The following is a 26,781-nucleotide window of genomic DNA, read 5'->3' as shown; positions in this document are numbered from 1 at the left end:
TCAATTAGCCACGATGCTTAAAAAATCATTGTCAGATACTGTGCGCAGGCTGTTATAGATCTCCTGCGGCCCTTTGGTAACGATCACGCGGGTTTCTGATCCCGGTTTCAGCGGCAGTACAGCAGAAAAATTACCCAGGCTGTCTGTAGTGAACACACTGTCTACACCCTGGAATATCACGCGGGCGGACGGGATGCCCCTGCGTTCGGGGAGCATGACTTTTCCGCGTACCACTGTGCGGGGCGACGAGCGTTTCAGGCGAACGGTGAGATTGGTGTATTCCTGGGAATCACTGAGGCGGTAGGTGGCGCCGGCGGTATCCAGCTGAAAGCCCTGAATATCTCCGCTGATATCGATCGCTTGTCCCTTGTAATCAGCATTGATCCCGGTGAATGTAGCGGTGCCTCTCTTGCTGATCTCATCTGTGCCAGCGTATTGCCCGATGCGCACATACACCGTTCCCCCGCTCACCGGTACTGCCTCGCCTTTGGGACCGATAAACAGTACGGATAGTGAGAGCGGGCCGCCTGCCTTATTTTCCGGGCGGTACTTATAGGCGATATAGAGGATGATCATGAAGATCAGCGCGGGACCGGCAATGTATAAGGTACGGTTCTGAAAAGTGCCGCTATACCTGGCAACAGAGCGCATGGCGCCAGCCAGAAAAGCGGTGGCGATCAGGGCCAGTATAACTACCAGGAAAAAATAGACCGGCGTGGAAATAGTGATCTGTTTACTGTAGGTAATGATCCCTGCAAATACAAGTATGAACAGGATAAATCCTACCAGGGAAACCAGCAGCCAGCTAGTTGGGGTGACCTTTTTCATGGCTCATGGGGTTACGCGATGGCAAAAGTTACGACTATTTACCTGAAAGATAAAATATGCCCTTATTCCCTGCTCCTGCCCTTTTCCTGCAGCGCATCCAGGCGCGCCGCCATTGTTTTCACTATTTCCGGGTGGCGGGCGGCGAGGTTATTTTTTTCTGCGAGATCTTTTTCCAGGTTATAGAGCTGCGGCAGTTCATTATGGCCCGATGCAATATGCACATTGGCCAGCACAGCCGGTCCTTTTGAAGGGGCGATATATTTCCAGTGGCCGGCAACCAGCGAAAGACTGGCCCCTTGTTCTACCAGGTGCTCCCGTCCTTCTTCGCTTTTTCCCAGTAGCACCGCCAACATGTCAAAACTATCCGGTGCATCTGCTGTTTTCAGTTGCTGCCCGGTTAATGCAGCAAAAGAAGCCAGCAGGTCTACCTGGCTTAGCAGGGCCCCGGATACACGCGGTTTTACCGTACCCGGCCAGCTGAGGAGAAAAGGTACGCGGGTACCGCCTTCAAAAGCGCTGTATTTGCCGCCGCTGAAGGGACCTGCGGGCATATGGCCCTGCTGTTGCTCCACGGCATGGTCCTGGTAGCCGTCGTCCAGCACAGGGCCATTATCACTGCTGAAAATAACGATGGTATTATTGGTCAGCTGCAGGCTGTCCAGCGTAGCCAGGATCCGGCCTACACACCAGTCCAGCTGCAGGATGGCGTCGCCTCTTGGGCCCATGCCGCTTTTACCGGCGAAGCGTGGGTGAGGGTCGCGGGGCACATGGATATCTGCCGTTGCGAAATACAGGAAGAAAGGCTGATCGCGGTGGGCGGCAATGAAGCTTTCTGCTCTTGCCGTCAGCGTATCAGCGATGTCCTGGTCGGTCCACAGGGCGGAGCGACCGCCTGTCATATACCCGATACGGCCAATGCCGTTGATGATCGTATTGTCATGCCCATGGGAGGATGGTACCCTTAACAACTCCGGGTGTTCGCGGCCGGTGGGCCAGTTGCCGGTGGGCTGTTCATAGTTAACCACGATAGGATCCGCGGGGTCCAGGCGCAGTACCCGCCTGTTCTCCACATATACGCAGGGCACCCGGTCGAGGGTAGCCGGGATAATAAATGATTCATCGAAACCCAGTTCGGGAGGCCCCGGCCTGATCTCCCCGTTCCAGTCAGGTCCTTCAGGACCGCCCAGGCCAAGGTGCCATTTACCCACTACGCCCGTGGTGTAACCTGCTTTTTTCAACAAAGAGGGCACGGTAATACGGGCGGTGTCAATGATCAGGGAGGCGTTGCCCGGGGCGATGCCGGTGCCTTTGCGCCGCCAGGCATACTCGCCGGTCAGGAAAGAATAGCGGGAGGGTGTACAGGTGGCTGAGCTGGCATGCGCGTTTGTAAAACGGGCGCCTGTAGCAGCCAGGCGATCTATATGTGGTGTTTTAATCTTTGTAGCCCCATAGCAGCTAACATCGGCATAGCCCACATCATCTGTATAAATGAACACGATATTGGGATGGCTTTGCTGTGCCTTCGCAGTAAGGCTGCATAGCATGGCCAACAAGCTGACCAGTGACAACAGGGGTATTCTCATAGTCCTTAAATATACTAAATCGTAATTATCCTACCTTTGGATATATTTGTAATTTTCCAACCATTGAGCCACCAACCATGACCATTTTAACTTTTACGCTCATCCTCCTGGGCGGCGCTTTCCTGGCAGGGCTGCTGGGATCGCTCACCGGACTTGGAGGGGGCGTAGTGATCATTCCACTTCTTACGCTGGTCTTTCATGTAGACATCCGCTATGCCATCGGTACTGCACTGATCGCGGCTATTGCCACTTCTTCCGGCTCTGCTTCCGCCTATGTAAAGGAAGGTATTACCAATATCCGGCTGGGCATGTTCCTGGAGATCGCCACTACTACAGGGGCGGTAGCCGGCGCATTGCTGGCGGTATATATGCCAACGCATATTGTGGCCATCATCTTTGGGGTTGTGCTGATCGTTTCTGCCCTGCTGTCGGCCCGGCCCAGGCATAATCACCTGGAAACGGAAGACAAAAGCGAGCTGGCACAACGCCTTCGGCTGAACGGCGACTATCCTACCCCACAGGGCGTAGTGGCCTATAAGGTGCGCAGGGTGCCCGGTGGTTACCTGATGATGACCCTGGCCGGTGTACTATCCGGGTTGCTGGGCATTGGTTCAGGCGCTTTAAAAGTGCTGGCCATGGATAACATGATGCGGGTTCCTTTCAAGGTATCCACTACTACCAGCAATTTCATGATAGGCGTTACTGCTGCCGCCAGCGCAGTGGTGTACCTGCAAAGAGGCTACATAGACCCGGGATTGTGCCTGCCCGTGGTACTGGGGGTGCTGGCCGGCGCGCTGGGCGGCACCAAGATACTGGCCAAAGCCAATACCAAATGGCTGCGTGTGATTTTCAGCGTGGTGATCACGCTGCTGGCATTACAAATGATCTATAACGGCGTTACCGGGAAATTCTGACAAATGATGAAACACTGGCTATCAAAGAAATATTGGGCAGATAAAGACGTGGAAATACTGATGGGCACCCTGCTGCGTTTTGGCGTTATCTTTTCAGGCATCATAGTGATCGCGGGGGGTATGATCTACCTGGTGCGGCACGGGCATGAGGCGCCGGCTTACCGGGCTTTTGCGGGGCCTAATGCCCGCTGGGACAACCTGCCTTCTATTGTGCGGGGCGTATGCGAGGGGCATGGTAAAGAGCTGATCCAGCTGGGAGTAGTGATGCTGATCGCCACGCCGATAGCACGTATTCTCTTTTCTGTACTGGCCTTCCTGCTGGAAAAGGATTATTTGTATGTAGGGATCACCCTGATCGTGCTGGGCGTAATTGTGTTCAGTATGTTAGGCGGACTGGGTGGGTGATAAAAAAGGAAAACCGGAACAAGACTATTCCGGCTTTTACCTAAACCTACAACTGTTACACTGTTAGTAACATACCTTAATATCTTTTAGTGCATTGCACTTGGATCTAATTTACCTGTTTGTTTTTTCGTTCTTACCATGAGCACCAGTGGCACAAAGATCAGGAACAGTACGCCGAGGTACAGGAACACATCCATATAGGACAGTACTGTCTGTTGTTTTGTGATGGAGTATTCCAGCGACTGGTACGCTCTTTTCAGCGCCGTTGCTGCATCTGCTCCTTTTGCCATGAAATTGGCCTGCATTGCGTGCAGCCTGCTGGCTACGACAGGATTATTGATGTCCAGGTCACTCACCAGGTCGTTACGATGCAGCTGATTCCTGCGCGATACGAAAGTGGTGATCAGCGCGATCCCGAAAGAACCGCCCAATTGCCGGGCCATCCCGGTGAAGGCGGCCCCCTGTCCTATCTGCACACCTTTCAGGGAAGAGAGCGAGAGGGCAGTGATGGGAATGAAGAGCATTGCCAGTCCGATACCACGTACGATCAGCATCCAGAAGAAAGCGTCCTTGCCGGTGTCCGGGCTGATGATCTTATATCCCCAGAAACTGTAGATGAAAAAGGCTACCATCCCGAGAGAGATCAGCAAGGGTTGTGAAACGCCCTTGCCGAGCATTTGTCCGATGAACGGCATCATGAAGGCCGTCATCAAGGCGGCGGGCAGCATCAGCAAACCAGACTGCGTGGCGGTCCACCCCATTATGCCCTGTGTGTACAAGGGTATAACGAAGGTGGAGCCGTATAAACCAAATCCCATCACAAAAGACAAAATTGTTCCGATCCGCAGGTTTCCGTTCTTCAGTACACGCAGTTCCACGATTGGGTTCTTGTACACCAACTCCCTCCAGACAAAGAAGAAAAAGCCTAGCACTGACACTACCGCTAAAGTTGCGATCGTGGCATCACTGAACCAGTCGTCTTCCTGACCGCGTTCCAGCACATACTGCAATGAGCCTACGGCTGTGGCCAGGAAAATAATACCCCACCAGTCTATCTCATTGGCCGCTTTCTTTTCTGCATATTTGGGACTACGCACAAACTGCAGTGTAAGCAGGGTGGCAATGACACCTATGGGAATGTTGATGTAAAATATATATGGCCAGGAAAAGTTATCTACAATATAGCCGCCCAGCGGTGGACCTAAGGTAGGGCCTATGATCACACCCAGGCCGTAGATGGCCTGGGCCATACCACGCTTTTCTACCGGGTAGCTTTCGGTTATAATGGTCTGGGATGTTACCAGCAGGGCGCCCCCGCCAACCCCTTGTATAAACCTGAATAGTACCAGCTCCCATAACACACTGGCGTTACCGCACAGGAAGGAGGAGACGGTGAATATGATGATGGATACGGCGAAGTAGTTACGGCGGCCAAATTGTTGCGCCAGCCAGCTGGTCATGGGTATGATAATCACGTTACCTATCGCGTAAGCGGTTACTACCCATCCTACTTCACTCATGGTTGCGCCCAGGTTACCCCGCATATCATTCAGCGCCACGTTCACGATCGTGGTATCTACTATTTCGAGCAGTGCGCAGAAGATAGCAGTGATGGTGATGATCACCCTCCGGGCTCCGTATTCCACCAGTGATGCCTGTTGCGTCATAAACAGATCAATATTGTTATTAGTCAAGATTTACATCTACTACCACGTTCAAGCCTGCACGCAGTTGTTTTACCACCGGGTCTTCCGGGTGATCGAATTCTATTTTCACGGGTAAGCGCTGTACCACTTTCACGAAGTTGCCGGAAGCGTTATCAGGAGGCAGCAGTGCAAACCTCGCGCCGGTAGCCGGAGAGAAGGAAGCCACATGAGCATCCAGGTCTTTCCCGGGGAAAGCGTCTACATGGACCTCTACTTTTTGTCCAACCTTCATTTTATCCAGCTGTGTTTCCTTGAAGTTGGCCACTACCCATATGCTGTTGTCGAGCACTATGCTGAACAGAGATTGTCCGGCCTGGAGGAATTGCCCGGGTTGTACATATGTTTTAGATACCCTGCCATCTTCCGGGGCAGTGATCACTGCATAGGAAAGGTTCAGCTTAGCATCTGCCACATCGGCCTCGCGCTCTTTGATCACTGCCTGTGCAGCGCTGATCTGGCGGGCGGTAGCATCACTCTGGGAAGCTACCACAGAGGTTTGTTTAGCGGCATATGCTTTCTGCTCCTGCAATACCTGCAGCTGGCGTTCTGCTGTTTGTTTGGCAGCCAGGGCCTGCTCATATTGCTGTTGGGTAATAGAGTGATCCTTGATCAGGTTAGCATACCTGTCGTAGTCCTGGGAAGCGCGCCAGAGGTTTACCTTGGCAGCTTCTATCTGGGCTTCAACCGTTGCCACATTTGCGTGGGAGGTAACGATATTGGCGCGGGAAGCAGTGGTATTAGCTTCTGCTACGCCTACGTTAGCCTGTGCAGCAGCCAGGGCGGCTTCTGCCTGTTGTACTTTTATCTGCAGGTCGCGGTCGTCCAGCACCACCAGGGTATCGCCTTTCTTCACGAGCTGGTTATCCTTTACCTTTACTTCCTTCACATAACCGCTTACCCGGGGTATTACCGGGCTAACGTTAGCTTCTACCTGGGCATTGTCTGTTTCCTCATGATGCAGGGCGTGTACATATTTGGTGATACCGAAGGTGCCACCGGCTATTACCAGTACGGCCAGTATGATAATGAAACGCAGGTTCTTTTTCTTAGGAGCGCCATTCTCACCCGGTGCAGCGTTGGCTGCTTTATGACTGGCAGATCTTACTTCATTAACTGTTTCCATAAAGACCTTAATTGAATTACTTGTTGGTTTAGTACTTTTTGATGATGATCACTATTTATTGTCACTCAGCACACCTGCGGTTTCCAGTAGTTTATTATAGGAAACCACGGCATCTGCTTTGGCGCTGGTGTAGTTCAGCTTTGCCTGCAGCTGGGCTACGTCGGCTTCCAGCAGGTCAGTGGTAGTGGCCAGGCTGTTCTCGTGTTTATTCTTGGTAATGCGGTAGTTCTCGTCTGCCTGTTCTATTGCCTTTTGATACATTTCTATCTTCTTGGTGCTTACCACGTAGTTTTCGTAGGCCTCGTTCACCTGCACATGAATGTTATCGGCGAGCATTTCTTCGTTGATCTTTACTGCGTTCAGCTCGTTCTTTGCATCGTCTACCTTAGAGCCTGTTTTCCACAGGGAAGACAGGTTATATTTCAATCCCACGCCTACATTCACGGCGTTGGTAACGGTCAGGAAATTCGGGATGTGCGCAGCTACATAACCACCGGTGAGCGCCAGGGAAGGATAATAGTCTCCTTTAGCAGATTTGATACCGGCGAGGGCCGCTTTCTCATGCGCCTGCAGGGAGGCGGCGTCCTTACGTCGTTGCAGCGCGGTCTGTTCCCATTCTGCTACGCTCTTGCCATCAGGAGCCGCTTGTGTAAGGAAGCTGGTATCTACATCATACTGGCTGTCTTCCGGGATACCGAGCATAATGTTCATGTTGATACGGGCCACTTTCAGGTCACTTTCTGCCTGTGTCAAAGCCACTTCTATATTAGACTGCTGCAGCTGGGCCTTCAATAAATCGTTGCGGGCAAGCAGGCCGTTCTTTTCCATATTGGTAAAGTCGGTAGTACGCTGCTGTTGCTGTTTCAGGTTCTCTCTTACCAGGTTCACTGCTACGGCTGCTTTGTACAGGTTGCTGTAGGCAGCTACAGTGTTCTGGATCACTTCTTCCCTATCACGGTCTGCATCCAGTTTTGCAGCCACTGCCAGGTAGCGGGCGGATTCTTTCCCCGCCTGGATCTTAAACCCGGAAAAAAGCGGTACGGATACAGTGGCCATACCATAAGCCACCTGGTTGGCGTCGAATTGAAAACCGCCGCCGCTGCCACCGTTGCTGTCGCCGGACTTCAGGTCCACATTCGGTTTGTTGATCCGCAGGTAGGAGCCGGATACACTGGCTTCCGGCAGTTGTTTTGCGTTGGCGTCCTTTACTGCGTTGGTAGCAGAAATGATCTTTGTCTGGTTTAATTTCAGCTGTTTGCTGTTCTTTAAGCTAAGATCAATAGCCTCATTCAGGGTAAGCTTTCCGCCGGTCTGCGCCCGGCTGGTCAAGCTAAAGGCGAGCAGGAGCCCGAGACTCACCAGGAATGACGATCTGTATATACTTTTAACGTCCATTGGTTAAAACTACTTTAAACATTTTCTTTAAGTGATTACCTACTCTCTCCTGTAGCTGGGTGCGGAACTTTTCATCCGGTATGCTTTCCAGGTTCCAGAGCTTGCGGAGATAGTTTTGTGACAGGACCACGTGGTTGGCGGTACCAACAATGGTGCTTACCATCATCAGCGGGTCCAGGTCGGTCACAAAAACGCCTTTCTTTTGTCCATCTGTGATCAGCTTCTTCACCATTTCGTACATCTGTTTCTTTACATCCGTGATCAGTTCGGTGGGAATCCCTTCCTCTGTTGCCTGGGCCCGGACCATCATCCTGCAGAAATAAGGCCGTTCCGAAATTCTGGCAATAAAAAGGTCTATCAACCTGTTCATTTTCTCCAGTGGGTCGAGATCTTTATTTTTTAACAATTCATCGAGACCTGACTTTACGTCCATAATACGCTTCAGAAAAATGGACTCGATGAGGCGTTCCTTTGAACCGAAATAATAGGATATCATGGCGATGTTCACATCAGCACCCTGCGCTATGTCTCTTACAGAAGCCCCGTGAAACCCATGCATTGCAAACAACCTTTCCGCTGTTTCCAGGATCTGTAATTGTTTCTGATTAAAATCCATTGTCGCTTCCTCCATGATTAGTAAGTTGTAAAGAATTAGTTGTTAGCGCCCGGTCTCTTATCTCACTACTAATTGTTTCCTTTTCCATCCTGTTACTCTTTACCTTTTTCCTGCCTGACTACCTTAATTACCTTTCTGTTTGTCAATCATCCTGCCGGTTCCCGTTTTGCTGTCTTCAATCTTACTGCTGTTTCCTTTTTTCTCTTAATACTTCCGTCCCACTTCCCACTGTTTCACACACTCAAATGCCAACCACGCACTAACAACTAATTAATTAAACGTTCGTTTGAAACACAAAATTAAACGTTTGTTTAGTTTAAACAAATGTTTAATTGAATATTATTTATATTAATATGTAATAAGATGATATACTTATGTAAGTAGGAAACGTGGTGATGGTCAATAAAGCGAGGAAAATATTCTACTGCGCGATTGCCTCCTCTCCTATGGTAACCGTATGGCTCGTTAATTGAGGCAAATTAATTCCAGTTCACCAAACTCATAATATATGGAAACCAGACTAAAGGTCTTTACCTGGCATGTGCACGGCAGTTATCTGTATTATTTATCGCAGGGCAATTACGATATTTACCTGCCTGTTAATGAGGCCCGTACAGCAGGCTACATCGGCCGGGGAACCACCTACCCTTTTGGCAATCATGTGCATGAAATACCTGTAAAAGATATACCGCATACGGCTTTTGACTGCATCCTGTTCCAGAGTGCCGCCAATTACCAAACGGATCAATACGAGATATTTACACCTGAGCAACGGCAATTGCCGAAGATCTACCTGGAGCATGACCCGCCCAGGCAGCATCCAACAGATACGCGCCATATTGTGGATAGCCCGGATACCATCCTGGTACATGTTACCTCCTTCAACAAGCTGATGTGGGATAACAACCGGAGTCCGGCTGTAGTGATCGAGCACGGCGTGATGATACCAGATTATGTTCATTACACCGGGCAGCTGGAAAGGGGGATCGTAGTGGTGAACAACCTGGCTAAGAGAGGCAGGCGCCTGGGACTGGATGTGTTCAGGGAAGCCTCCAGGCAAGTACCGCTTGACCTGGTAGGAATGGGCGCCGATGAACTGGGCGGGCTGGGAGAAGTTACCCATACAGAGCTACCGGAATTTATCTGCCAGTACCGTTTCTTCTTTAACCCCATCCGCTATACCAGTCTCGGACTGGCGGTATGCGAGGCCATGATGATGGGTATCCCCGTGGTGGCGCTGGCTACCACAGAACTGGCCACCATTATCTGCAACGGGCATTCCGGGTTTATGGATACTGACCCGGCAGCGCTGATCAAAAAGATGGAGCTGCTGCTGCGCAAACCCGAACTGGCCGCACGTGTAGGCGCCGAAGGAAGGAAGATAGCGGAGAGGCGCTTTAACATACAACGGTTCACCAAAGAATGGGAAGAACTGTTCCGGACAGCCGTATCGAGCGCAAAGCCGCTCAGCTACATCACCGACCGGGCCTCCGGCATTGAGAATGAGATCTGAAAACATTAAACCACACAATACCCATGCAGAACAAAAAGGTAGTATTAGTAACCGGAGGCAGCCAGGGTCTCGGTAAAGCCATTTGCAACACACTGGCAGAGGATCACATTGTGATCATCGGGGACATACAGGATGCCAAAGCCGTAAAGCTGGCTGAAGATATCCAGGAGAACAACGGAGAAGCCTATCCGCTGCACGTGGATGTAAGCAAGGAAGACAGTGTAAAAGAAGCGCTTGATGAGATCATTGATAAGTACGGCCGCCTGGATGTGCTGATCAATAACGCCGGCGTGGATTTTACCAAACCTATCACCGAGATGAGCGTATCGGAATGGGATGTTGTTATGTCTGTAAACCTGCGCGGGCCTTTCATCACCAGCAAGTACGTTTTGCCACTGATGTCGAAACAGGGAGGCGGTCATATCATCAATATCGTATCCACTGCCTGCTTACGTGCCTGGCCCGAAGCTTCTGCCTATCATGCCAGCAAGTGGGGACTGCGCGGCTTTACCCAGGCGCTGTTTACAGAAGCGCGTCAGCACGGTATCAAGGTAACGGCATTAATTGCAGGGGGCATGAAAACGCCTTTCCTGCTGGATCGTTTCCCGGATATTGACCAGGGGAAATTGCAGGACCCTGAAAATGTTGCAGGCAATATCCGCTTCCTCCTGGAAGGCCCGGCAGATACCGCTGTTCCGGAGATCATGGTAATACCATTACAGGAAACTTCCTGGCCATAAAAAACAGCTGTTGGCTATTAGCACCTGGCTATTAGCTGACCGATTAAGTCCATGCTAAACGCTAATTGCCAAAAGCTAATAGCTTATGAAAAAGATCGCTGTACTGCGGGCCAATGCCCTCGGGGATTTCATATTTGCATTGCCTGCCCTGAGAGCGCTGAAAGAAACTTACCCGGATGATGAGATTGTATACCTGGGCAAAAAAATGCACCAGGCTTTTCTTACAGACCGTCCAGGGCCTGTAGACCGTGTGGTGGTAGTGCCCCCCTACCCTGGTGTGGGCGAAGCGGAACACTACGAGCCCGATCCCGCGCAGGTGGAGACTTTTTTTGAGCAGATGCAACAGGAGCAGTTTGATATCGCCATACAGATGCACGGCGGTGGTGGTTTCTCCAATCCTTTCCTGCAAAAGCTGGGCGCCAGGCTGAATGTAGGGTTACAGGCGCGGGACGCGCCTCCGCTGGACATCAATATTCCATATATCGTTCACTACAGCGAGATCCTGCGTTACCTGGAACTGGTGTCTTACCTGGGCGCTACTACCCGGCATATGGCGCCTGTCATTACGGTAACAGACAAGGATCTGCAGGAGGCACGGGCAGCATTGCCGGAGCAGCATGCCGGGCGCATTGCAGTGATACACCCCGGCGCGACGGACCCGCGACGGCACTGGCCAGCGATCAATTTTGCAAAAGTGGCCGATCACCTGGTGAATGAAGGATACACTGTCTATATCAACGGGCTGAAGGAAGAAAGCTACCTGGCAGACGCGCTGTTGCAGAACATGCAAGAGCGTAGCGGGGCTTACAGTCTTTGCGGAAAGCTTTCTATCTGCGGGCTGACCGGGCTGCTATCCATGGCAGATATTGTTGTGTCCAACGACTCAGGCCCCCTGCACCTGGCTTATGCATTACGCGTTCCGGCCGTGGGGATCTACTGGGTAGGCAACCTGATCACCGGTATGCCTATGACCAGCGCACTGGCGCGCGCGCTGATCTCGTGGACCACTAAATGTCCTTTGTGCGGACTGGAAACAAAAAAAATGAAAACGGACATGGGTGAATGCAGGCACAATGCCTCCTTTGTAGCCGATGTAACCATAGAAGATGTAATACAATCAGTAGAGGAACTGCTCAGCAATATGCAGGAGCTTAAAGCGGTGATATAATGGAGAACATCAACAAAATAGCTATACTGCGCGCACTGCAGCTGGGGGATATGCTCTGCATGATCCCTGCCGTGCGCGCTATCAGAAAAGCATACCCACATGCGGAGATCACGCTGCTTGGCCTGCCCGGAAAAGAAGATTTCGTGCAACGATTCAATCATTATTTCAGCGGCTTCCTTGCATTTCCGGGATGGCCGGGCCTGCCCGAGCAGGAAGCCATTCCGGCCAACATTGCCCGCTTCCTGCTGGATGCACAGCAACAACAATTTGATCTGGTAATACAAATGCAGGGCAGCGGCACACATACCAATGACTGCTGCTTCCTGCTGAACGGCAGGATAACGGCAGGGCTGCGTGCTGCCGGTGTGTGGGCACCGGATGAACAGCTGTTTCCGCTGATGACGGAAAGTGAGCATGAAATATTGCGCCTGCTGAAAATAGTACACGCGCTGGGTATTACCATCGACGGCACAGCATTGGAATTTCCCATCAGCCATGAAGAATATGCGGCGGCAGGGATGATCATGGAGCTTCTACAACTGGAGCCCGGCAAATATATCTGCATACATCCGGGCGCGCGCGATCCCAGGCGACGCTGGCCTGCAGCCAACTTTGCCGCCATGGGTGATGCACTGGCCGCAGCGGGGTATACAATATTGGTAACCGGTTCCGAAGAAGAAAGCGCGCTTACACAAGCAGTTACCGCACAGATGCAATACCCTGCTATTGATCTTGTTGCACATGCAGGACAAACCTCCATCGGCGAAATGGCGGCGCTCATTCATCGTTCGCAGCTGCTGCTAAGCAATGATACCGGCGTATCACATATCGCTGCCGCGTTATCCGTACCCAGCGTTATCATCTTCTCCAATTATTCAGACCCGGGCCGCTGGGCGCCGCTCAATGATCAACTGCATACTGCAGTACCAGCTGCTCAGGCCAACGATTTGGCATATGTACTGGACGCATTGGACAGCAAGATGAAATTAAACGCCGATAATCTCAAACCTCTTCAAAGCGGGCTGTAAAATGCCTTAACAGCGGTGTTTCATATGCGATCTTATATCCTTTGATCTTATCGCGGTTCCTGAATACTTCCAGGATCACTTCTGCGACGTAATCAATATGGCTTTGTGTATACACCCTGCGGGGAATGGCCAGCCGCACCAGCTCCATCTGGGCTGGCACCAGTGATCCGTCTGCCGCATATTTGCCAAACATCACAGATCCTATTTCCACGCCGCGCACGCCGCCTTCAATATAAAGCGCCGCACACAACGCCTGGCCGGGATACTGATGTACCGGGATGTGCGGCAGAAAGGCCTTTGCATCCAGGTAAACTGCATGTCCGCCGGTTGGCTTGATATAAGGCACGTCGGCCGCATCCAGTTTTTCCCCTATATATTCAATGCTGCGGATACGGTATTGCAGATAATCTTCGTGCAGCACTTCTTCCAGTCCGATAGCGATCGCTTCCAGGTCGCGCCCGGCCAGTCCGCCGTAAGTGGGGAACCCTTCTGTTATGATCAACAGGTTGCGGCATTCCATCGCCAGCTGCTCATCGCGGAGGGCCAGGAAGCCGCCGATGTTGGCAAAGGCATCCTTCTTTGCGCTCATGGTGCAGCCGTCTGCATAGGAGAACAGTTCCTGTGCAATGGCCAGGATGGTTTTATCCTCATAACCTTTCTCCCTTTTTTTAATGAAATAACAGTTCTCTGCAAAGCGGCAGGCGTCGATGAATAAGCGTACTCCGTATTGATCGCATACCTGCCTGGCGGCGCGCACATTTTCCATACTTACCGGCTGGCCGCCACCGGAGTTGTTGGTAACGGTAATGATCACCATGGGAATATTTTCGGCGCCTTTTTCCCGGATGAACTGTTCCAGCGCCTGCACGTTGATATTTCCTTTAAAAGGCGCTACCAGTGAAGGCTGCTTGCCTTCATCGCATAAGAGGTCTACCCCTTCTGCACCAGAAAACTCGATATTGGCCCTGGTAGTGTCAAACAGGGTATTGCTCACAAAATATTTTCCCTTACCGCCGGTAATGCTGAACAGGATCTTTTCTGCCGCCCGGCCCTGGTGTGTGGGGATAATAAAGGGCATACCGGTGATATTCCGCACACTGTTCTCAAAGCGGAAAAAGCTTTCACTACCCGCATAGCTTTCATCGCCCCGCATTACCCCGGCCCACTGTTCGCTGCTCATGGCGCTGGTACCGCTGTCTGTTAAAAGGTCAATGATCACATCCCTGGCATGGATGAGAAAAGGATTAAAATGTGCGGCTTCCAGTATGCGCACACGCTCTTCACGCGTAGTAAAGTAAATAGGCTCTACAGATTTTATTTTAAACGGCTCTATGATCGTTTTCATTGCAGGTATCAGTTTAGGGAATATAGCATTGGACACTTCGCCCAAGGGAAGCATCTTTTCTCAAAAATTTATACTGTCAATAAGGAAATGCTGCCTGTAACAGGCATGTGTGCGACCAGACGGTCAGGTAGGACTTTTGATGATATTTTTCCAAAGGTTCATCGAAACAAAAGTAAGTAAAAAGTTTGAGGTTTGAAGTTTGAGGTTTGAGGTTCGTTAGATGTTACAGGTTCAGGGCGGGTTACCGGCCAAAAACATCTGATCTTCAACGAACGTCAAACCTCAAACTTCAAACCTCAAACATCAGTAACGCATACGGGCGGCCATCGGGCTCCCCGCAGGCATCTGATCTTTATCGAGCATGAATACTGCCGCGCCGGTTTCAACTGCCTTTGCAGCCGCAGCGTTTACCATACATTCATCGCCTGGCTGTTCAGACGAGTGCAGCACCAGTTTATTATCCTGTTCGTTAAAATTACCCCATAGCTGGGCATCTTTGCGGATGAACAGCGTATCCACCCGCGAGTAATAACAGGCAGGTATGATATCATCCGGCATAGTGGAGGTCAACCCGTTGCCGCTGTTATTGCCATACTGTTCCAATGCCCGCCGGCGCTCCTCTTCAAAATACGGCTTCATTTTCGCGCGGGCTTTCTCATACAGCGAGTTAACGCTTTCGTATTCAAAATTGCCGGTCAGCACATCATCCACCAGGTGCCTGTAGTGTGTTCTTTTCCTGAAAATGGGGATCATATACTCCACTGCGGCCAGCATCAGCGGGATATGTTTGTTGGAAAGCACTTCTTTCCATAAAGTTTCATCTACTTCATCCATATACATGGAGATATTCGCTTTTTCATCCGGCTTGCCGGAGCCGATGCCGTGATAATTAGCGCCATGTCCTGCACCTGAACTGCCGGTGCGGAACAGCTGCTGGTCATCTTTTTCCTCAAAATGCACCACATCGTCAATACCGCGCGGCATGCCTTCAACGGGCACTTCCTGCATACCAAAAGCGTCTGCTTCATACAAGGTGGCCTTACGTTTACTGATGACAAGCAGATAAAAATGTTCCCTGTTAGTCAGCAATGGCAGCAAGGGGCTAATATAGAATGAGTGATTGGTATAACATTGCCGGTCTACACTATATGGCAACTGTATATACCTGAAATAGTCCTGCGCAATGAAAACACCCAGGCCCTGTTGCTGCCTGCGCCAGAAAGCATCATCCTGCTGCAGGTCAAAACCGGCTTGTAATATGGCTTCCAGCTGATCCCGCGCGATGCCTTTCTGCTGTAACTGCTGCTGCGCCTGTTGTAACAGCTGCTTGAACAGGATAGCATCCTGGCGCTCATTTACCTCTACACCATATTTATGCGTAGGCATATAGAGCGTTACACAATTGTCTGCATGATGAGCGGATAATGCCATAAAATCATCCCTGGATAAACGTTCATTGATTGGTTCGGCCTGCCGTGATTCAGCAGGCTTATACAGGGTGTCGGCGCGTTTTCTCACCATGACGTCAGGCTCCTCTCTTAATGCATTCGCAAGATGTTCTTCTTCCTCTCCTTTTTCGGTGTTCCGGTTAACATGCCGCATATGCACGTTGGGGGCCAGCTCATCTTCGCCAGCGGTGTATTTCTCCGTTATTTCCTCATCTCTTTTCAGCGCTTCCGGATCTATACTTTCACGCAAACCAAGTTTGCTTTCGCGGCCTGAGCCTGAAGGTTTCCCTTTCTTCGGGTGAAATTTTCCTTCCCTATCTTTTCCCATAGTACAATGATTTTACTAAAGTTGGCACAAACACTGTACCATTCGGGCATAGTAAAAAAGACAGATCATTTGTATATTTATTCTATGCTTGAACAATTCCAACAATTTCTCAGTCATCTTCCGCCATTCATAGGAAACCTGGTACTGGCGGCCTGCGCACTGATCACCGGCTTGATCATTAAAGGATTGCTGGCCCTGTTCTTACGCAAATCTCCGCAGGCGCCGCCGGAAGATTATTCTGTCATCAGATCTATTCTAAAACGTATGGGCAGGCCTGTAAATTATTTTTTGCCCATACTGGTGCTGAACATGGTGATACCGCTGATGGAGCTGAGACCGAAACAGCAGCATGTGATCAGCTCGATCGTGGAAGTGTTGCTGATCATTGGATTCGGTTATATACTGATCGGCATCGTGAAGGTATTTGAAGATTACATTGAACATGCATATGACCTGCGCAAGGCTGATAACCTGCGTGAACGCAAGATCAGGACACAACTGTCATTCATCCGCAAAATAGCCATCAGCCTGATTGTGATACTGGTAACATGCGCGGTATTGCTGAGCTTTGACAGCCTGCGGAAGATCGGCACCGGTCTGCTGACCGGTGTAGGCGTTGGCGGTATCATCATAGGTTTTGCGGCGCAGCGCTCGCTGGGCAATTTCCTGGCGGGGCTGCAAATCGCATTTACACAGCCGATCCGCATTGATGATGTACTGGTAGTGGAAGGAGAATGGGGAAGAGTGGAAGAAATAACACTTACCTATGTGGTAGTAGGCATCTGGGACCAGCGTAAGCTGATACTGCCCATCAACTATTTTATTGAGAAACCGTTCCAGAACTGGACCCGTACCGGCTCTGCCATATTGGGCACCGTATTCCTCTATGTGGATTATTCCTGCCCGATAGATGAGATCAGAAAGGAATTTGAAAGGCTGCTGGAAAATCACCCGCTGTGGGACAAAAGAGTAAAAGTGGTGCATGTGACCAATGCCAACGAAAGGACCATGGAAGTACGCTTGCTGATCAGTGCGAGCAGTTCTGGCCGGGCATTTGACCTGCGCTGTGAACTAAGAGAAAAGATGATCGCTTTCATACAGCAAAACTACCCGGGAAGCCTGCCGAAAATAAGAACGGATGCAGAAGATCTGACAAGGATTACGAACCATGCCGCAGCGGGACATCGTTCGTAATCCGCGGTTGAAGCAGCTATAATGATCTATTTGATTGTTTCCTGCACTTCTCCGCAGTTCGGCATTTCATCACCGAAATACGGGTTCCTGATATCCTTTACAGCGGATAACCAGCTTGCGCCCTTGTCGTTATTGGCCATGGGACAATAATCCACATACAGTTCGCCGCTGCTTAAACCGCTGGATTTTACCAGTGTGATCACATCATTGCTTAATAAGGCATACAGTTCGCGCTGTGCTGCCAGGCCGGGCGTCGCTGCTATTTTTTGTGCATTATCTGCAATAGCGTCAGTATTAGCCACATCCTTCGCGCTTTCTGCGATGGCAGCACCAGCCACCTTTGCTTCCGTAGAATCGCCATTGATCAGTGCTGTAGTAAGGTGTACATAATGCTGGTAGATACCGTTCACTTTTTCATCTTTCAGCTTCACGGGTGCAGCAGGCGTTGTTGCAGCATGGTCTTCATGCGCTGCAGCGCTTTCTTTTCCGGCATTGCTGTTACCGCCGCCGCAGGCAGCCAGCAGAATCATTGCCAGTACCGGTATACCGGCTTTCATTGTTTGTGTCAACATAATTGGTAGTTTGATAGTTTATTGAATAGTTTTAAAAACATTAGTGGGTATGTCCTGCCATGGGATTGACGCCTTTCTTCAGCACAAATTCACTGTATAAGAGATAAGCGCCGCTCACCACTACCGTCTCTCCTGCCTGTACGCCTTCTTTGATCTCTACCTGGTCTGCATTCTCGGAGCCGGTCTTTACCATACGCGGCACAAAGCGGTCCCGTCCCTTCCTGATCCATACGTGCGCGCCTTTTTCATCCCGGATCACGGCGCCGGCAGGCAGTGTGATCACATGGGTACGCTCTGCGGCGGGCAGGTAAATATTAGCCTGCATACCAGGCTGCCATAATTGTTTGCTGTTGGAAATGGTGCCTCTTAGCTGGGCCACCTGCGTGCCGGCTTGCAGCGCGGGCGTGATAAAATCTACCTGCATGTCTACCGGTTTATCTTCCCATCCGTTCACTGCCACCTTTACTTTTTTACCGATGCTTAGCTGGTTCAATTCGGCCGGGTATACATCAGCTTCTACCCATAACTGGTCATAATTCTCCAATTGCAGGATTGTGCTGCCTTCGGATACGTACTGCCCCTCTCCTGCCTGCACGGCAGCAACCACACCATTGGCGGCAGCGGTATAAGTAATGTAGGGATCTGCCTTTTTAGTTTGCCTGATCTGGTCCAGCGTATGTGCGGATACGTTATACAGCTGCAGCTTCTGTCGGGCGGCACTTTCTATCTGCTGAAAGCGGGCGTTATCCGGGAAAGCGGCGCTTTGTGCGATCGCCACCAGGTATTCCTGCTGCAGGCTGGCCAGCTGTTCGGAATAGATCTTATACAGCGGCTGTCCCTTGTGTACGGGAACACCTGTTTCCTTTACATACAGCTGTTCTATACGGCCCGGCACGCGGCTGCTGATATATATGGTGCCTTGCGGGTTCACCGCCAGCTTGCCGTTTAATCTTTTGAAGCTAACCAGGTCGCCAGCGCCTGCGGTAATGGTGCTGATATTAGCCAATGCGATCTGATCCTGGTCAAGCATCAGCTCATTACGCTTGCCTGCGGCGCTCACTGATACCAGGTCCATCCCGCATATGGGGCAGGCGCCCGGCCCTTGCTGTACGATCTGCGGGTGCATTGGGCAGGTATAGGTCTGTTCTCCTTTGTGTGCCGTCTTCTTCCCCGTATCGCATGCACTGAGCAATAGTGCCGGGGCCAGTAAGGCCATCGCTATATTCCGGATAAAATGTTTTCTTTCCATGTCGTGATCATTTTATAAAGCTTTCACTGTCTACCAGGTAAGCTGCGTTGGCAGCAACATCCCATGCGGCTGTGCTGTCGGGCACCTGGATATACCCACCTGCTTTCATGCCTGTATGAATAGTAAGAGGCTTGTACACGCGCCCTTCTTTCTTAAATACCACATCGCGGTCGCCCAGCTGTAAAACTGCGGCAGCCGGTAGCCATACACCTGTTGCTGTGTTTACCGGGATGCCGGCTTTCAAGAGCTCACCGGCTTTAAATGGCTGCCCTTGCAGGTATGCCCGCAGCAGCATAAAGTTCTCTCCATTGCGGAAAACAGGTTGTATCAGGCCGATAGTGGCTGCTATACTTTTGCTGCTGTCTGCCAGGCTTTGCAGCGTGAGGGCCTGGCCTTTACTGATCTCTGCTGCAAGAGCAGCTGCTACTGCAAACTCTCCCACCAGCTTATCTGCTTTGTATACGGTAAAGAGATTTTCCCCGGCGCTTACATATTGTCCTTCACGGAGCATGACCGGCGTGCCACTAGCAGGAGCAGCAGACTGTGAAGATGGCGCGGGGGATGCCGCATTCATTCCGCCCATATCGTTGCCAGCTGCAGGAGCAGCCACTATCGTAGTGCTCACTGCAGCTTTAGCTGCCTTGTCAATAATATACCCGCTGGCATTGCTGTAGACGGATACGCTGTAAGCGGGCTGACGGCTGCGCAGTACCTGTTCCAGTTGCTGTGTGGTCATACCCAACAACAAAAGCCGTTGCTTTGCTGCATTGAGCAGCGCAGGATCATCATTGCCTGCGGCGATGAACAACAGTTCTCTTTGTGCTGCAACCAACTCAGGTGAATAGATCTGCATGATCAACTGCCCCTGTTTTACAGGTTGGTAATTGTATTTAATGAACAGTTTTTCTATGCGGCCTGCCACCCTGCTGGCAATGCCTGTTTCGCTACGCGTATCGTACACCGCTACGCCTTGCAGGTTGCGGGTAAGCGGCTGCTCCAGCTTGCCAGGACGTATAGTAGGGATCTGTGCGATCACCTGTTCGTTCACCGGTTTAAGCAAGGGCTTTAGTGAACTGTCCTTATCGTAGGCATATGCAGGCGCTGTATGCCCGTGATGTTCCTGTTGCTCCGCTTTCCTTTGTTGGCAGGCAAACAGCAGCAAGGCCATTAGCGGCAGGAATAATATATTAGCGATACAATTCTTTTTCATATTCCACGATCATTTCGTAATATCTGAGCTTTTCATTCAGCAGGTCCGCCTGCGCCATTGTGAGCGCTTCCCAATCGTTGATGATCACCGCCAGTTCCAGCTTATTCTCCTGGTAGGAAAGGAAGTCTGCATCCAGTGTACGCTGCAGCAAGGGCAGGATCTTTGATTCGGTGGCGCCGATATGTTCCTGCATGGAAAGGATCTCTGTTTCCATACCGTACAGCATGCCCTGCGTTTCCTGCAGCATACCCGCTTTTTCCATTTGCATGGATTGTACGTTCAGCTCCATGGCCTTTACTTCATTCTTATACATTTTAGAGGCCCAGGGCGCAATAGGAATGCTAACCATCCCCATTACGCTATAAGCGTTCGGCATGTTGTCTCCGAGGGGTCTCATATGATCGAAGCGTACCCTGAAATCGGGGCGCTTGCCCAGTTTCATGGAGTTGATGTTGAGCTGCATGGATTCGATGTTCGCATCCATTTTGCGTATGTCCTTCCGGGTAGCCGCCAGCGTGGCAGTATCATACGTGGCAGCAGGCCTGAACACCGGCGTAAATGCTGTATCGATCTCAAAAGCTTCCAGTCCGGGACGGTTCATCAGGCTGTTGAGCCAGGCCCTTGCTTTATCTATTACCCCATGCTGCATGTGGATCATGTTGTAATTTTCAGACACGCGGCTGGTCACTTTGTAAATGCTGCCTAACTGCGACTGGTTATACGGGTACCTCACTTCTGCGATCTTCTTCATCGTTTCCATGATCTCCTGGTTGCGCTGCAGCACGCGGATGCGCTCTTCAGCAATCAGCCAGTTATAGTACAGGCGTTTGGCCTGCGCTTTCAGATCATTCAGGGTGACGTCTCTTCCCACGCGTTCTATCTCAGCCTGCGAAGCGATGTAACGTTTTTTTGCCCGCAGTTTGGAAGTGTTGGGAATGTCCTGTTCTATTTCCAGCATCAGGTTACCTTTATCACGTTCTTCCATTACATCCTGTCCCGGGTAGGGCGTCATAAAAGTTCCCAGGCCCACCATCGGCGCCATCCAAGCGGTAGACGCTTCTGCGCTGTATTTATAGGCATCCGCTTTCAGCGAATATGATCTGAGTTTTACGTTGTTCCGGTCTATGCGCTGCAGGATAGTATCCAGCGATAATACGGGCTGCTGCGCCAGGAGCTGTAAGGGCAGTATGCACAACAACCATATGACTATTTTAATGCTGCGTGGCATAGACTTGCAGTTTACCGTATTTGCGTAATTCATATTCTTTTGTCATTAAGAAGATCAGTGGCGTTACCAGCAGGATATGCGTGGAGGAGGTCAGTACACCGCCGATCATAGGTAATACAATAGGCTTCATCACATCAGTGCCTACGCCGGAGGCCCATAATACCGGCACGAGGCCAAACAGCGATACGCATACTGTCATCAGCTTGGGCCGCAGCCTTTTGGCAGCGCCAGCCACCACAAATTCCAGTAAGTCGGTACGGGTAATGGTTTCAGCAGCATTACCCTTCTGCTTTACCAGCTGTTGCATGGCATCGTTCAGGTAGATCACCATCACAATGCCCGTTTCCACTGCTATCCCGAACAGGGCTATAAAGCCTACTGCTACCGCTACTGAAAGATTCACGCCCCAGAAATAGATGATATAAGCGCCGCCTATCAGCGCAAAGGGCACGGTGATGAGGCTTAAGAAGGCTTCTCTAATGGAATGGAAGGCGAAATAGAGGGAGAAGAAAATGATCACCAGCACTACCGGTGCAATCCACATCAGGGTTTGCTTACCGCGGATGAGGTTCTCGTATTGACCACTCCATTCCAGGAAGTATCCCTGCGGTAAAATATGCTGTTCATCATTGATCTTATTGATCGCTTCCTGTACAGTGCTACCCAGGTCGCGGCCTCTTACGTTAAACATCACGGCGCCGCGCAGGATGGCGTTTTCGGAGCTGATCATCGGCGGGCCATCCTCAAAGCGTACCTCGGCCACTTCGCTCAGCGGGATCTCGCCAAATGCAGGAGAACGCAGGGGGATCCGGCGGATCTGTTCTACGCTGTTGCGGTAGTCCTGCGCCAGGCGTACACTGATGGAAAAGCGCCTGCGCCCTTCTATGGTGTTGCCGATAGGAGCGCCACCCAGGGCGGTTTCTACGGTCTGGTTCACGTCGTCTACGTTCAGTCCGTAACGGGCCAGGGCATCCCTTTTAATATCTATCGCCAAGTATTTGCCGCCGGTTACCGGCTCTACGTACAGGTCCTGTACGCCGGCAGTACCTTCCAGCGCCTTCTTCACTTTCTCTGAAACGGCGGCGATGGTATCCAGGTTTTGCCCGAACACCTTGATGCCTACATCTGTACGCACGCCGGTGGACAGCATATTGATACGGTTGATGATGGGCTGTGTCCAGCCGTTCACCACGCCGGGTATCTGCAGTTTGGCGTCCAGTTCTTTGATGATGTCTTTCTTGGTCATACCGTCCCGCCATGCTGATTTAGGTTTCAGCATGATGATGGTCTCAATCATGCTGATGGGCGCATTATCGGTAGCGGTACTGGCCCTGCCCGCTTTGCCCAGTACCTTGTCTACTTCCGGTACCGCGCGAATGATCTTATCCTGCACCTGCAGGATGCGTTTGATCTCCGCATTGCTTACATCCGGTAGGGTAACGGGCATGAAGAGGATACTTTGTTCATCCAGTGGCGGCATAAACTCAGTCCCCAGGCTTTTCAGCAGAGGGATGGAGATCAGCAGCGCCAGCACGTTAATGGCCAGGGTGGTCTTGCGCCAGCGCAATACCCAGCGGATCACCGGTTCGTATATACGTTCCAGGATGCGGTTCACCGGGTTGGCGTTATCGGGCCTGAACCTGCCTTTCATAAAGAAGGAGATCAGCACCGGCGCCAGGGTGATCACCAGCACGGCGTCTACCAGCATGATGAAGGTCTTGGTAAAAGCCAGCGGGTGGAATAATTTCCCCTCCTGCCCTGTCAGCATGAACACTGGCAGAAAAGAGGTGATGATAATGATAGTGGCAAAGAACACGCCTCTGGACACCTGTTTGCTGGATTGTTCTATCACAGCCAGCCTTTCTTCTTCGCTGATCCAGGACGGTTCTTTACGGAATATTTTTCGAAGCCGGTTCATAGTCTTTAATTTTCCCGTTTATTTTGCTGCCAGGCTGCATAGCGCTCTGCCAGGTGTTTATAGGCGTTCTCGCTCATAATGATACCGTTGTCCACGATCACGCCGATGGCCAGTGCAATGCCGGTTAATGACATGATATTGGAAGAAATACCGAATGCATTCAGCAGGATAAAGCTGGCGGCCAGGGTAATAGGTATCTGAATGATGATGCTAAGCGCGCTTCTCCAGTGGAAGAGGAAGATGATCACCACGATGGATACTACGATCATCTCTTCCACCAGTGTGCGTTTGATGGAATTCACAGATTCCCTGATGAGCGTTCCGCGGTCGTAGACGATATCGAATTGTACACCGGCAGGCAGGCCTTTGGCCACTTCCTTCATCTTTGCCTTTACGCGGTCTATTACAGCGTCTGCGTTTTCGCCATAGCGCATCACAACAATGCCGCCTACCTTTTCACCTTTGCCGTCCTGGTCAAAGATGCCCAGCCTTGTTTCACCGGTCATCTGTACATTGCCGATATCTGCTACCCGGATGGGAATGGAATTCTGGTTCTTAACCGGGATGTTCCTGATCTGTTCAATAGACTGCAGGTAACCGCTGGTTTTGATGATATAGCCAATATCGCTCAGCTCAAATTTGCGGCCGCCGGATTCATTGTTATTAGTGCGTACGGCATTGATCACATCTGCTACACTAAGTTTGTAATAGAGGAGCTTATTAGGATCAAGACTGACCTGGTATTGCTGCTGGGCGCCGCCAAAAGAAGCGATCTCGCTTACGCCGGGTACATTCTGCAGTGCAAATTTCACGTACCAGTCTTGTATAGCCCTTTGTTCTCCCAGGTCGATATCCGGCGCATCCAGCGTGTACCAGAGGATATGTCCGACGCCGGTGCCATCAGGTCCCAGGGTTGGCGATACGCCCTGCGGCAGCTGCCGGGTGATGGTGCTAAGCTTTTCCAGCACGCGTTCCCTTGCCCAGTAGATGTCGGCATCATCATCAAAAATGACGAAGATGAAGCTCATCCCGAACATGGAATTACCGCGCACGTATTTCACTTTGGGAATGCCCTGCAGGTTGGTGACCAGCGGATAGGTAAGCTGGTCTTCTATGAGCTGCGGGCCCCGGCCCATCCATTCTGTGAATACGATCACCTGGTTTTCAGACAGGTCCGGAATGGCGTCGATCGGGTTCTTTTTCACGGCAAAAAATCCCCAGGCAAACAGGGCGGCTGCCAGTACGATCACGATGAAACGGTTACGTAAGGACCATTCAATGATCTTATGTACCATAAAGAGTAATTGTTAGTAATAAAAATGGAAAGAGGAAATGTCCTTTGCAGGATGCAAAGGGAAGCAGGGGTTATCTTATCAGATGCGGAAATTACAGTGCAGGAGGAAAACGGGGACATCGGCCATGCCGGGTGGTGCGGCGGCTACGGGGAATTCAGTAGCCAGGGAAACCGCTTTGATGTCCGGCAAAGCGTATACCGTTAGGGGCGCTGCTATTGAAGGCACCAACAGGAAGGGCTGCACATTTTCAGCTGCCCGCTGGTCTTTCTTGAGTTTCAGTTCTTTATATTCGTCTTCACAGCATTTCTTTTTACTGATGCTGGCGCCCGCCGGGTCTTTCTTCATGCCGCAGGAGTCACAACGGTCCTTCTTATTGCCGCCCAGTTCCCATTTTACCAGTTTGCCCATGCAATAATGCAATTGCACGTTGGCGCCCATGGCGGTACCGAGGTAGATGAAGGTTAATATGACGGCAATGAAGCGTTTCATATGAACAAAAATACTGTTTTTTGTTTGAAGTTTGAAGTTTGAGGTTTGAGGTTGTTAAAGGTTTGAGGTTCAGGAATAGTAAGCTCTGACAGCACACCTCTCCCGAACCTCAAACTTCAACCTTAAACTTCGAATTGTTCTGCCTTATACCCTGCCTTTTGCATGGCGGCAATAATATCAGCTTCAGAAACGACTTTATCACTCACCACTACCAGGGTTTTCTCCGGGCTTTGCAGATCCACTTCCCAGCCATCGCGTCCGGCCACTTCGTTCAGGTAAGGAGTAGCAGTAGCTACACAACCGGAACATTTGATATTTGTTTTAAATTTTAACGTTTTCATACATCCAATCTTTTAAGTTTAGTCAAAGTTAGGACAGCGAGAAGACGGCGGCTTTACACTATAGCGGATAGTTTTTACATAATTAATCATCCACCGCTACCGTCACTTCGTTATCCAGCGGAAAGCTCTGGCATAGCAGGATATATCCCTCCTGCAGCAATTCATCCCGCAGGGCATAATTCGCTTTCATATGCACCTTGCCGCCCAGCAGCTTACCGGCACATCGGCCACAGGTTCCGTTCTTACAGGAATAAAACATCGGAATGCCTTCTTCCAGGGCTGTATCCAGGATACTTTTACCAGGTAATACTTCCAACAGGTTGCTGCGTTCAAAGAAATGCAGCAGCACTTCATTGCTGACATCCGGCAATTGTACTTCCTGTGCTGCAGCTGCAGGGTTGAAATACTCCTTCCGCAGCTGCTGCGCCGGTATTTCCAATGCCTCTGCTACCGACTCTGTTAACGTGATCAAACCTTCCGGACCGCAAACAAACCATTCCACTTCTTGCAGCTTATCCCCTATCATCGAATGGATCAGCTTCTTTAACAACAGCCGGTTCAGGCGCTCATTGATATACAAGCGGCAGTCTGCTTCCTGGCGCCGGTCATGCCTGCTAAAAGCGTAATATACCTGCAGGCGCCCGGGGAATGCGGTTTCCAGCGCCTCCAGTTCCTTAAAAAAGAGGGTATTTTCCTGCACGCGGCAGGCGTATACCATGCTCACCTTTGCGGCAGAACGATGTAACAGGGATTTTGCGATGGAGAACAGCGGGGTAATGCCACTACCTCCTCCTACCAGCAGTATGTGTTCTTTTTCAAAACAAGCTGCATCTGCTGAAAAAATGCCTAAGGCTCCTTCAATTTCCCATGTTGTTATTTCGTGGGCATGGTCTGCGAGGTAATTGCTTACCAGGCCACCTTCCAGCCGTTTTACGGTAATAGCCGGGGCCTCGTCCAGGTAAGGAGACGAGCACAAAGAATAAGCACGCTGTTCTACTTTTCCGTTGATAGTAATATATACATTCACATATTGCCCGGGCAAGTAATCAAAAGCCTGCCCATTGGTGTCAAAATGTATGGTCACTGCATCTGATGCCGGGTATGTTATCTCCCTGGTTTTCCAGGTATATCGTTGAATCATCATG

General features: G+C 50.8%; 24 protein-coding genes. 7 read left to right on the top strand and 17 right to left on the bottom strand.

Going from position 1 to position 26,781, the window contains the following annotated elements:
* On the bottom strand, positions 1–828 hold the full coding sequence (locus ACR9Y8_RS28755) for a hypothetical protein (RefSeq protein WP_481216753.1): 828 nt from the start codon (positions 826–828) through the stop codon (positions 1–3).
* A 62-nt stretch (positions 829–890) separates the two neighbouring features.
* On the bottom strand, positions 891–2,411 hold the full coding sequence (locus ACR9Y8_RS28750) for a sulfatase family protein (RefSeq protein WP_481216752.1): 1,521 nt from the start codon (positions 2,409–2,411) through the stop codon (positions 891–893).
* Between the two features lie 77 nt (positions 2,412–2,488).
* Here ACR9Y8_RS28750 and ACR9Y8_RS28745 point away from each other — a divergent pair, with 77 nt between their 5' ends.
* Positions 2,489–3,325: a sulfite exporter TauE/SafE family protein gene (locus ACR9Y8_RS28745; protein WP_481216751.1), complete on the top strand. Its 837-nt coding sequence runs from the start codon at positions 2,489–2,491 to the stop codon at positions 3,323–3,325.
* 3 nt (positions 3,326–3,328) lie between these two features.
* The gene (locus ACR9Y8_RS28740) at positions 3,329–3,730 is read left to right on the top strand and encodes a DUF1634 domain-containing protein (protein ID WP_481216750.1); all 402 of its coding nucleotides are present in this window, start codon (positions 3,329–3,331) and stop codon (positions 3,728–3,730) included.
* 86 nt (positions 3,731–3,816) lie between these two features.
* Here the strand turns inward: ACR9Y8_RS28740 and ACR9Y8_RS28735 are convergent, their stop codons facing one another.
* From ACR9Y8_RS28735 to ACR9Y8_RS28720, 4 genes are read right to left on the bottom strand one after another with little or no spacing between them, the layout of a single operon-like run.
* Entirely contained in the window at positions 3,817–5,397 is a 1,581-nt protein-coding gene (locus ACR9Y8_RS28735) for a DHA2 family efflux MFS transporter permease subunit (protein ID WP_481216749.1), read from the bottom strand.
* Positions 5,398–5,416: 19 nt separating this feature from the next.
* Complete coding sequence (locus tag ACR9Y8_RS28730) at positions 5,417–6,559, bottom strand: HlyD family secretion protein (protein WP_481216748.1); 1,143 nt, start codon at positions 6,557–6,559, stop codon at positions 5,417–5,419.
* A gap of 51 nt (positions 6,560–6,610) precedes the next feature.
* Complete coding sequence (locus tag ACR9Y8_RS28725) at positions 6,611–7,954, bottom strand: TolC family protein (RefSeq protein WP_481216747.1); 1,344 nt, start codon at positions 7,952–7,954, stop codon at positions 6,611–6,613.
* Positions 7,944–8,585 (bottom strand): TetR/AcrR family transcriptional regulator, encoded by a 642-nt coding sequence (locus ACR9Y8_RS28720; RefSeq protein WP_481216746.1) that lies wholly within the window; start codon positions 8,583–8,585, stop codon positions 7,944–7,946. Before ACR9Y8_RS28720 ends, ACR9Y8_RS28725 begins: the two co-directional genes overlap by 11 nt.
* Before the next feature lie 493 nt (positions 8,586–9,078).
* Here ACR9Y8_RS28720 and ACR9Y8_RS28715 point away from each other — a divergent pair, with 493 nt between their 5' ends.
* From ACR9Y8_RS28715 to ACR9Y8_RS28700, 4 genes are all read left to right on the top strand, one after another.
* A complete protein-coding gene (locus ACR9Y8_RS28715) occupies positions 9,079–10,083 on the top strand; it encodes a glycosyltransferase family 4 protein (protein WP_481216745.1) in 1,005 nt (334 codons plus the stop codon).
* A 23-nt stretch (positions 10,084–10,106) separates the two neighbouring features.
* Positions 10,107–10,823, top strand: coding sequence for an SDR family oxidoreductase (locus ACR9Y8_RS28710; protein WP_481216744.1), 717 nt, complete (start codon positions 10,107–10,109; stop codon positions 10,821–10,823).
* A gap of 85 nt (positions 10,824–10,908) precedes the next feature.
* Entirely contained in the window at positions 10,909–11,991 is a 1,083-nt protein-coding gene (locus ACR9Y8_RS28705) for a glycosyltransferase family 9 protein (RefSeq protein WP_481216743.1), read from the top strand.
* Positions 11,991–13,019 carry a glycosyltransferase family 9 protein gene (locus ACR9Y8_RS28700; RefSeq protein ID WP_481216742.1) on the top strand — a complete coding sequence of 343 codons (1,029 nt, stop codon included), beginning with the start codon at positions 11,991–11,993 and terminating at the stop codon, positions 13,017–13,019. The genes ACR9Y8_RS28705 and ACR9Y8_RS28700 overlap by 1 nt, the downstream gene beginning before the upstream one ends.
* Here the strand turns inward: ACR9Y8_RS28700 and ACR9Y8_RS28695 are convergent.
* Together ACR9Y8_RS28695 and ACR9Y8_RS28690 are read right to left on the bottom strand one after the other, a co-directional pair.
* Positions 12,994–14,364, bottom strand: coding sequence for a tryptophanase (locus ACR9Y8_RS28695; RefSeq protein ID WP_481216741.1), 1,371 nt, complete (start codon positions 14,362–14,364; stop codon positions 12,994–12,996). The genes ACR9Y8_RS28700 and ACR9Y8_RS28695 overlap by 26 nt on opposite strands.
* A gap of 303 nt (positions 14,365–14,667) precedes the next feature.
* Entirely contained in the window at positions 14,668–16,140 is a 1,473-nt protein-coding gene (locus tag ACR9Y8_RS28690; RefSeq protein ID WP_481216740.1) for a baeRF7 domain-containing protein, read from the bottom strand.
* Positions 16,141–16,224: 84 nt separating this feature from the next.
* Between ACR9Y8_RS28690 and ACR9Y8_RS28685 the strand changes: the two genes are divergently transcribed.
* A complete protein-coding gene (locus ACR9Y8_RS28685) occupies positions 16,225–17,334 on the top strand; it encodes a mechanosensitive ion channel family protein (protein WP_481216739.1) in 1,110 nt (369 codons plus the stop codon).
* 26 nt (positions 17,335–17,360) lie between these two features.
* Here the strand turns inward: ACR9Y8_RS28685 and ACR9Y8_RS28680 are convergent, their stop codons facing one another.
* The 9 genes from ACR9Y8_RS28680 to ACR9Y8_RS28640 form a co-directional block, all read right to left on the bottom strand.
* A complete protein-coding gene (locus tag ACR9Y8_RS28680) occupies positions 17,361–17,906 on the bottom strand; it encodes a DUF3347 domain-containing protein (RefSeq protein WP_481216738.1) in 546 nt (181 codons plus the stop codon).
* 40 nt (positions 17,907–17,946) lie between these two features.
* Entirely contained in the window at positions 17,947–19,155 is a 1,209-nt protein-coding gene (locus tag ACR9Y8_RS28675; protein ID WP_481216737.1) for an efflux RND transporter periplasmic adaptor subunit, read from the bottom strand.
* 7 nt (positions 19,156–19,162) lie between these two features.
* Positions 19,163–20,365 (bottom strand): hypothetical protein, encoded by a 1,203-nt coding sequence (locus ACR9Y8_RS28670; RefSeq protein ID WP_481216736.1) that lies wholly within the window; start codon positions 20,363–20,365, stop codon positions 19,163–19,165.
* A complete protein-coding gene (locus tag ACR9Y8_RS28665; RefSeq protein ID WP_481216735.1) occupies positions 20,343–21,593 on the bottom strand; it encodes a TolC family protein in 1,251 nt (416 codons plus the stop codon). The genes ACR9Y8_RS28670 and ACR9Y8_RS28665 overlap by 23 nt, the downstream gene beginning before the upstream one ends.
* A complete protein-coding gene (locus ACR9Y8_RS28660; RefSeq protein ID WP_481216734.1) occupies positions 21,577–23,511 on the bottom strand; it encodes an efflux RND transporter permease subunit in 1,935 nt (644 codons plus the stop codon). The genes ACR9Y8_RS28665 and ACR9Y8_RS28660 overlap by 17 nt, the downstream gene beginning before the upstream one ends.
* A 5-nt stretch (positions 23,512–23,516) precedes the next feature.
* Entirely contained in the window at positions 23,517–24,806 is a 1,290-nt protein-coding gene (locus tag ACR9Y8_RS28655) for an efflux RND transporter permease subunit (protein ID WP_481216733.1), read from the bottom strand.
* Between the two features lie 78 nt (positions 24,807–24,884).
* A complete protein-coding gene (locus tag ACR9Y8_RS28650) occupies positions 24,885–25,295 on the bottom strand; it encodes an HYC_CC_PP family protein (protein WP_481216732.1) in 411 nt (136 codons plus the stop codon).
* Between the two features lie 122 nt (positions 25,296–25,417).
* Positions 25,418–25,636 (bottom strand): heavy-metal-associated domain-containing protein, encoded by a 219-nt coding sequence (locus ACR9Y8_RS28645; protein ID WP_481216731.1) that lies wholly within the window; start codon positions 25,634–25,636, stop codon positions 25,418–25,420.
* A gap of 82 nt (positions 25,637–25,718) precedes the next feature.
* A complete protein-coding gene (locus tag ACR9Y8_RS28640; protein WP_481216730.1) occupies positions 25,719–26,780 on the bottom strand; it encodes a 2Fe-2S iron-sulfur cluster-binding protein in 1,062 nt (353 codons plus the stop codon).
* Between the last annotated feature and the right edge of the window lies 1 nt (position 26,781).

Source organism: Chitinophaga sp. SVR4-12A, assembly GCF_056754765.1.
Note: the sequence above shows the minus strand (reverse complement) of the source record. Positions and strands in the feature narration are given on the sequence as shown.

Coding starts and splice junctions, on each gene's coding strand:
- ACR9Y8_RS28755 (WP_481216753.1), bottom strand. CDS start 828: ATGAAAAAGGTCACCCCAACTAGCTGGCTGCTGGTTTCCCTGGTAGGA.
- ACR9Y8_RS28750 (WP_481216752.1), bottom strand. CDS start 2,411: ATGAGAATACCCCTGTTGTCACTGGTCAGCTTGTTGGCCATGCTATGC.
- ACR9Y8_RS28745 (WP_481216751.1), top strand. CDS start 2,489: ATGACCATTTTAACTTTTACGCTCATCCTCCTGGGCGGCGCTTTCCTG.
- ACR9Y8_RS28740 (WP_481216750.1), top strand. CDS start 3,329: ATGATGAAACACTGGCTATCAAAGAAATATTGGGCAGATAAAGACGTG.
- ACR9Y8_RS28735 (WP_481216749.1), bottom strand. CDS start 5,397: ATGACGCAACAGGCATCACTGGTGGAATACGGAGCCCGGAGGGTGATC.
- ACR9Y8_RS28730 (WP_481216748.1), bottom strand. CDS start 6,559: ATGGAAACAGTTAATGAAGTAAGATCTGCCAGTCATAAAGCAGCCAAC.
- ACR9Y8_RS28725 (WP_481216747.1), bottom strand. CDS start 7,954: ATGGACGTTAAAAGTATATACAGATCGTCATTCCTGGTGAGTCTCGGG.
- ACR9Y8_RS28720 (WP_481216746.1), bottom strand. CDS start 8,585: ATGGAGGAAGCGACAATGGATTTTAATCAGAAACAATTACAGATCCTG.
- ACR9Y8_RS28715 (WP_481216745.1), top strand. CDS start 9,079: ATGGAAACCAGACTAAAGGTCTTTACCTGGCATGTGCACGGCAGTTAT.
- ACR9Y8_RS28710 (WP_481216744.1), top strand. CDS start 10,107: ATGCAGAACAAAAAGGTAGTATTAGTAACCGGAGGCAGCCAGGGTCTC.
- ACR9Y8_RS28705 (WP_481216743.1), top strand. CDS start 10,909: ATGAAAAAGATCGCTGTACTGCGGGCCAATGCCCTCGGGGATTTCATA.
- ACR9Y8_RS28700 (WP_481216742.1), top strand. CDS start 11,991: ATGGAGAACATCAACAAAATAGCTATACTGCGCGCACTGCAGCTGGGG.
- ACR9Y8_RS28695 (WP_481216741.1), bottom strand. CDS start 14,364: ATGAAAACGATCATAGAGCCGTTTAAAATAAAATCTGTAGAGCCTATT.
- ACR9Y8_RS28690 (WP_481216740.1), bottom strand. CDS start 16,140: ATGGGAAAAGATAGGGAAGGAAAATTTCACCCGAAGAAAGGGAAACCT.
- ACR9Y8_RS28685 (WP_481216739.1), top strand. CDS start 16,225: ATGCTTGAACAATTCCAACAATTTCTCAGTCATCTTCCGCCATTCATA.
- ACR9Y8_RS28680 (WP_481216738.1), bottom strand. CDS start 17,906: ATGTTGACACAAACAATGAAAGCCGGTATACCGGTACTGGCAATGATT.
- ACR9Y8_RS28675 (WP_481216737.1), bottom strand. CDS start 19,155: ATGGAAAGAAAACATTTTATCCGGAATATAGCGATGGCCTTACTGGCC.
- ACR9Y8_RS28670 (WP_481216736.1), bottom strand. CDS start 20,365: ATGAAAAAGAATTGTATCGCTAATATATTATTCCTGCCGCTAATGGCC.
- ACR9Y8_RS28665 (WP_481216735.1), bottom strand. CDS start 21,593: ATGCCACGCAGCATTAAAATAGTCATATGGTTGTTGTGCATACTGCCC.
- ACR9Y8_RS28660 (WP_481216734.1), bottom strand. CDS start 23,511: ATGAACCGGCTTCGAAAAATATTCCGTAAAGAACCGTCCTGGATCAGC.
- ACR9Y8_RS28655 (WP_481216733.1), bottom strand. CDS start 24,806: ATGGTACATAAGATCATTGAATGGTCCTTACGTAACCGTTTCATCGTG.
- ACR9Y8_RS28650 (WP_481216732.1), bottom strand. CDS start 25,295: ATGAAACGCTTCATTGCCGTCATATTAACCTTCATCTACCTCGGTACC.
- ACR9Y8_RS28645 (WP_481216731.1), bottom strand. CDS start 25,636: ATGAAAACGTTAAAATTTAAAACAAATATCAAATGTTCCGGTTGTGTA.
- ACR9Y8_RS28640 (WP_481216730.1), bottom strand. CDS start 26,780: ATGATGATTCAACGATATACCTGGAAAACCAGGGAGATAACATACCCG.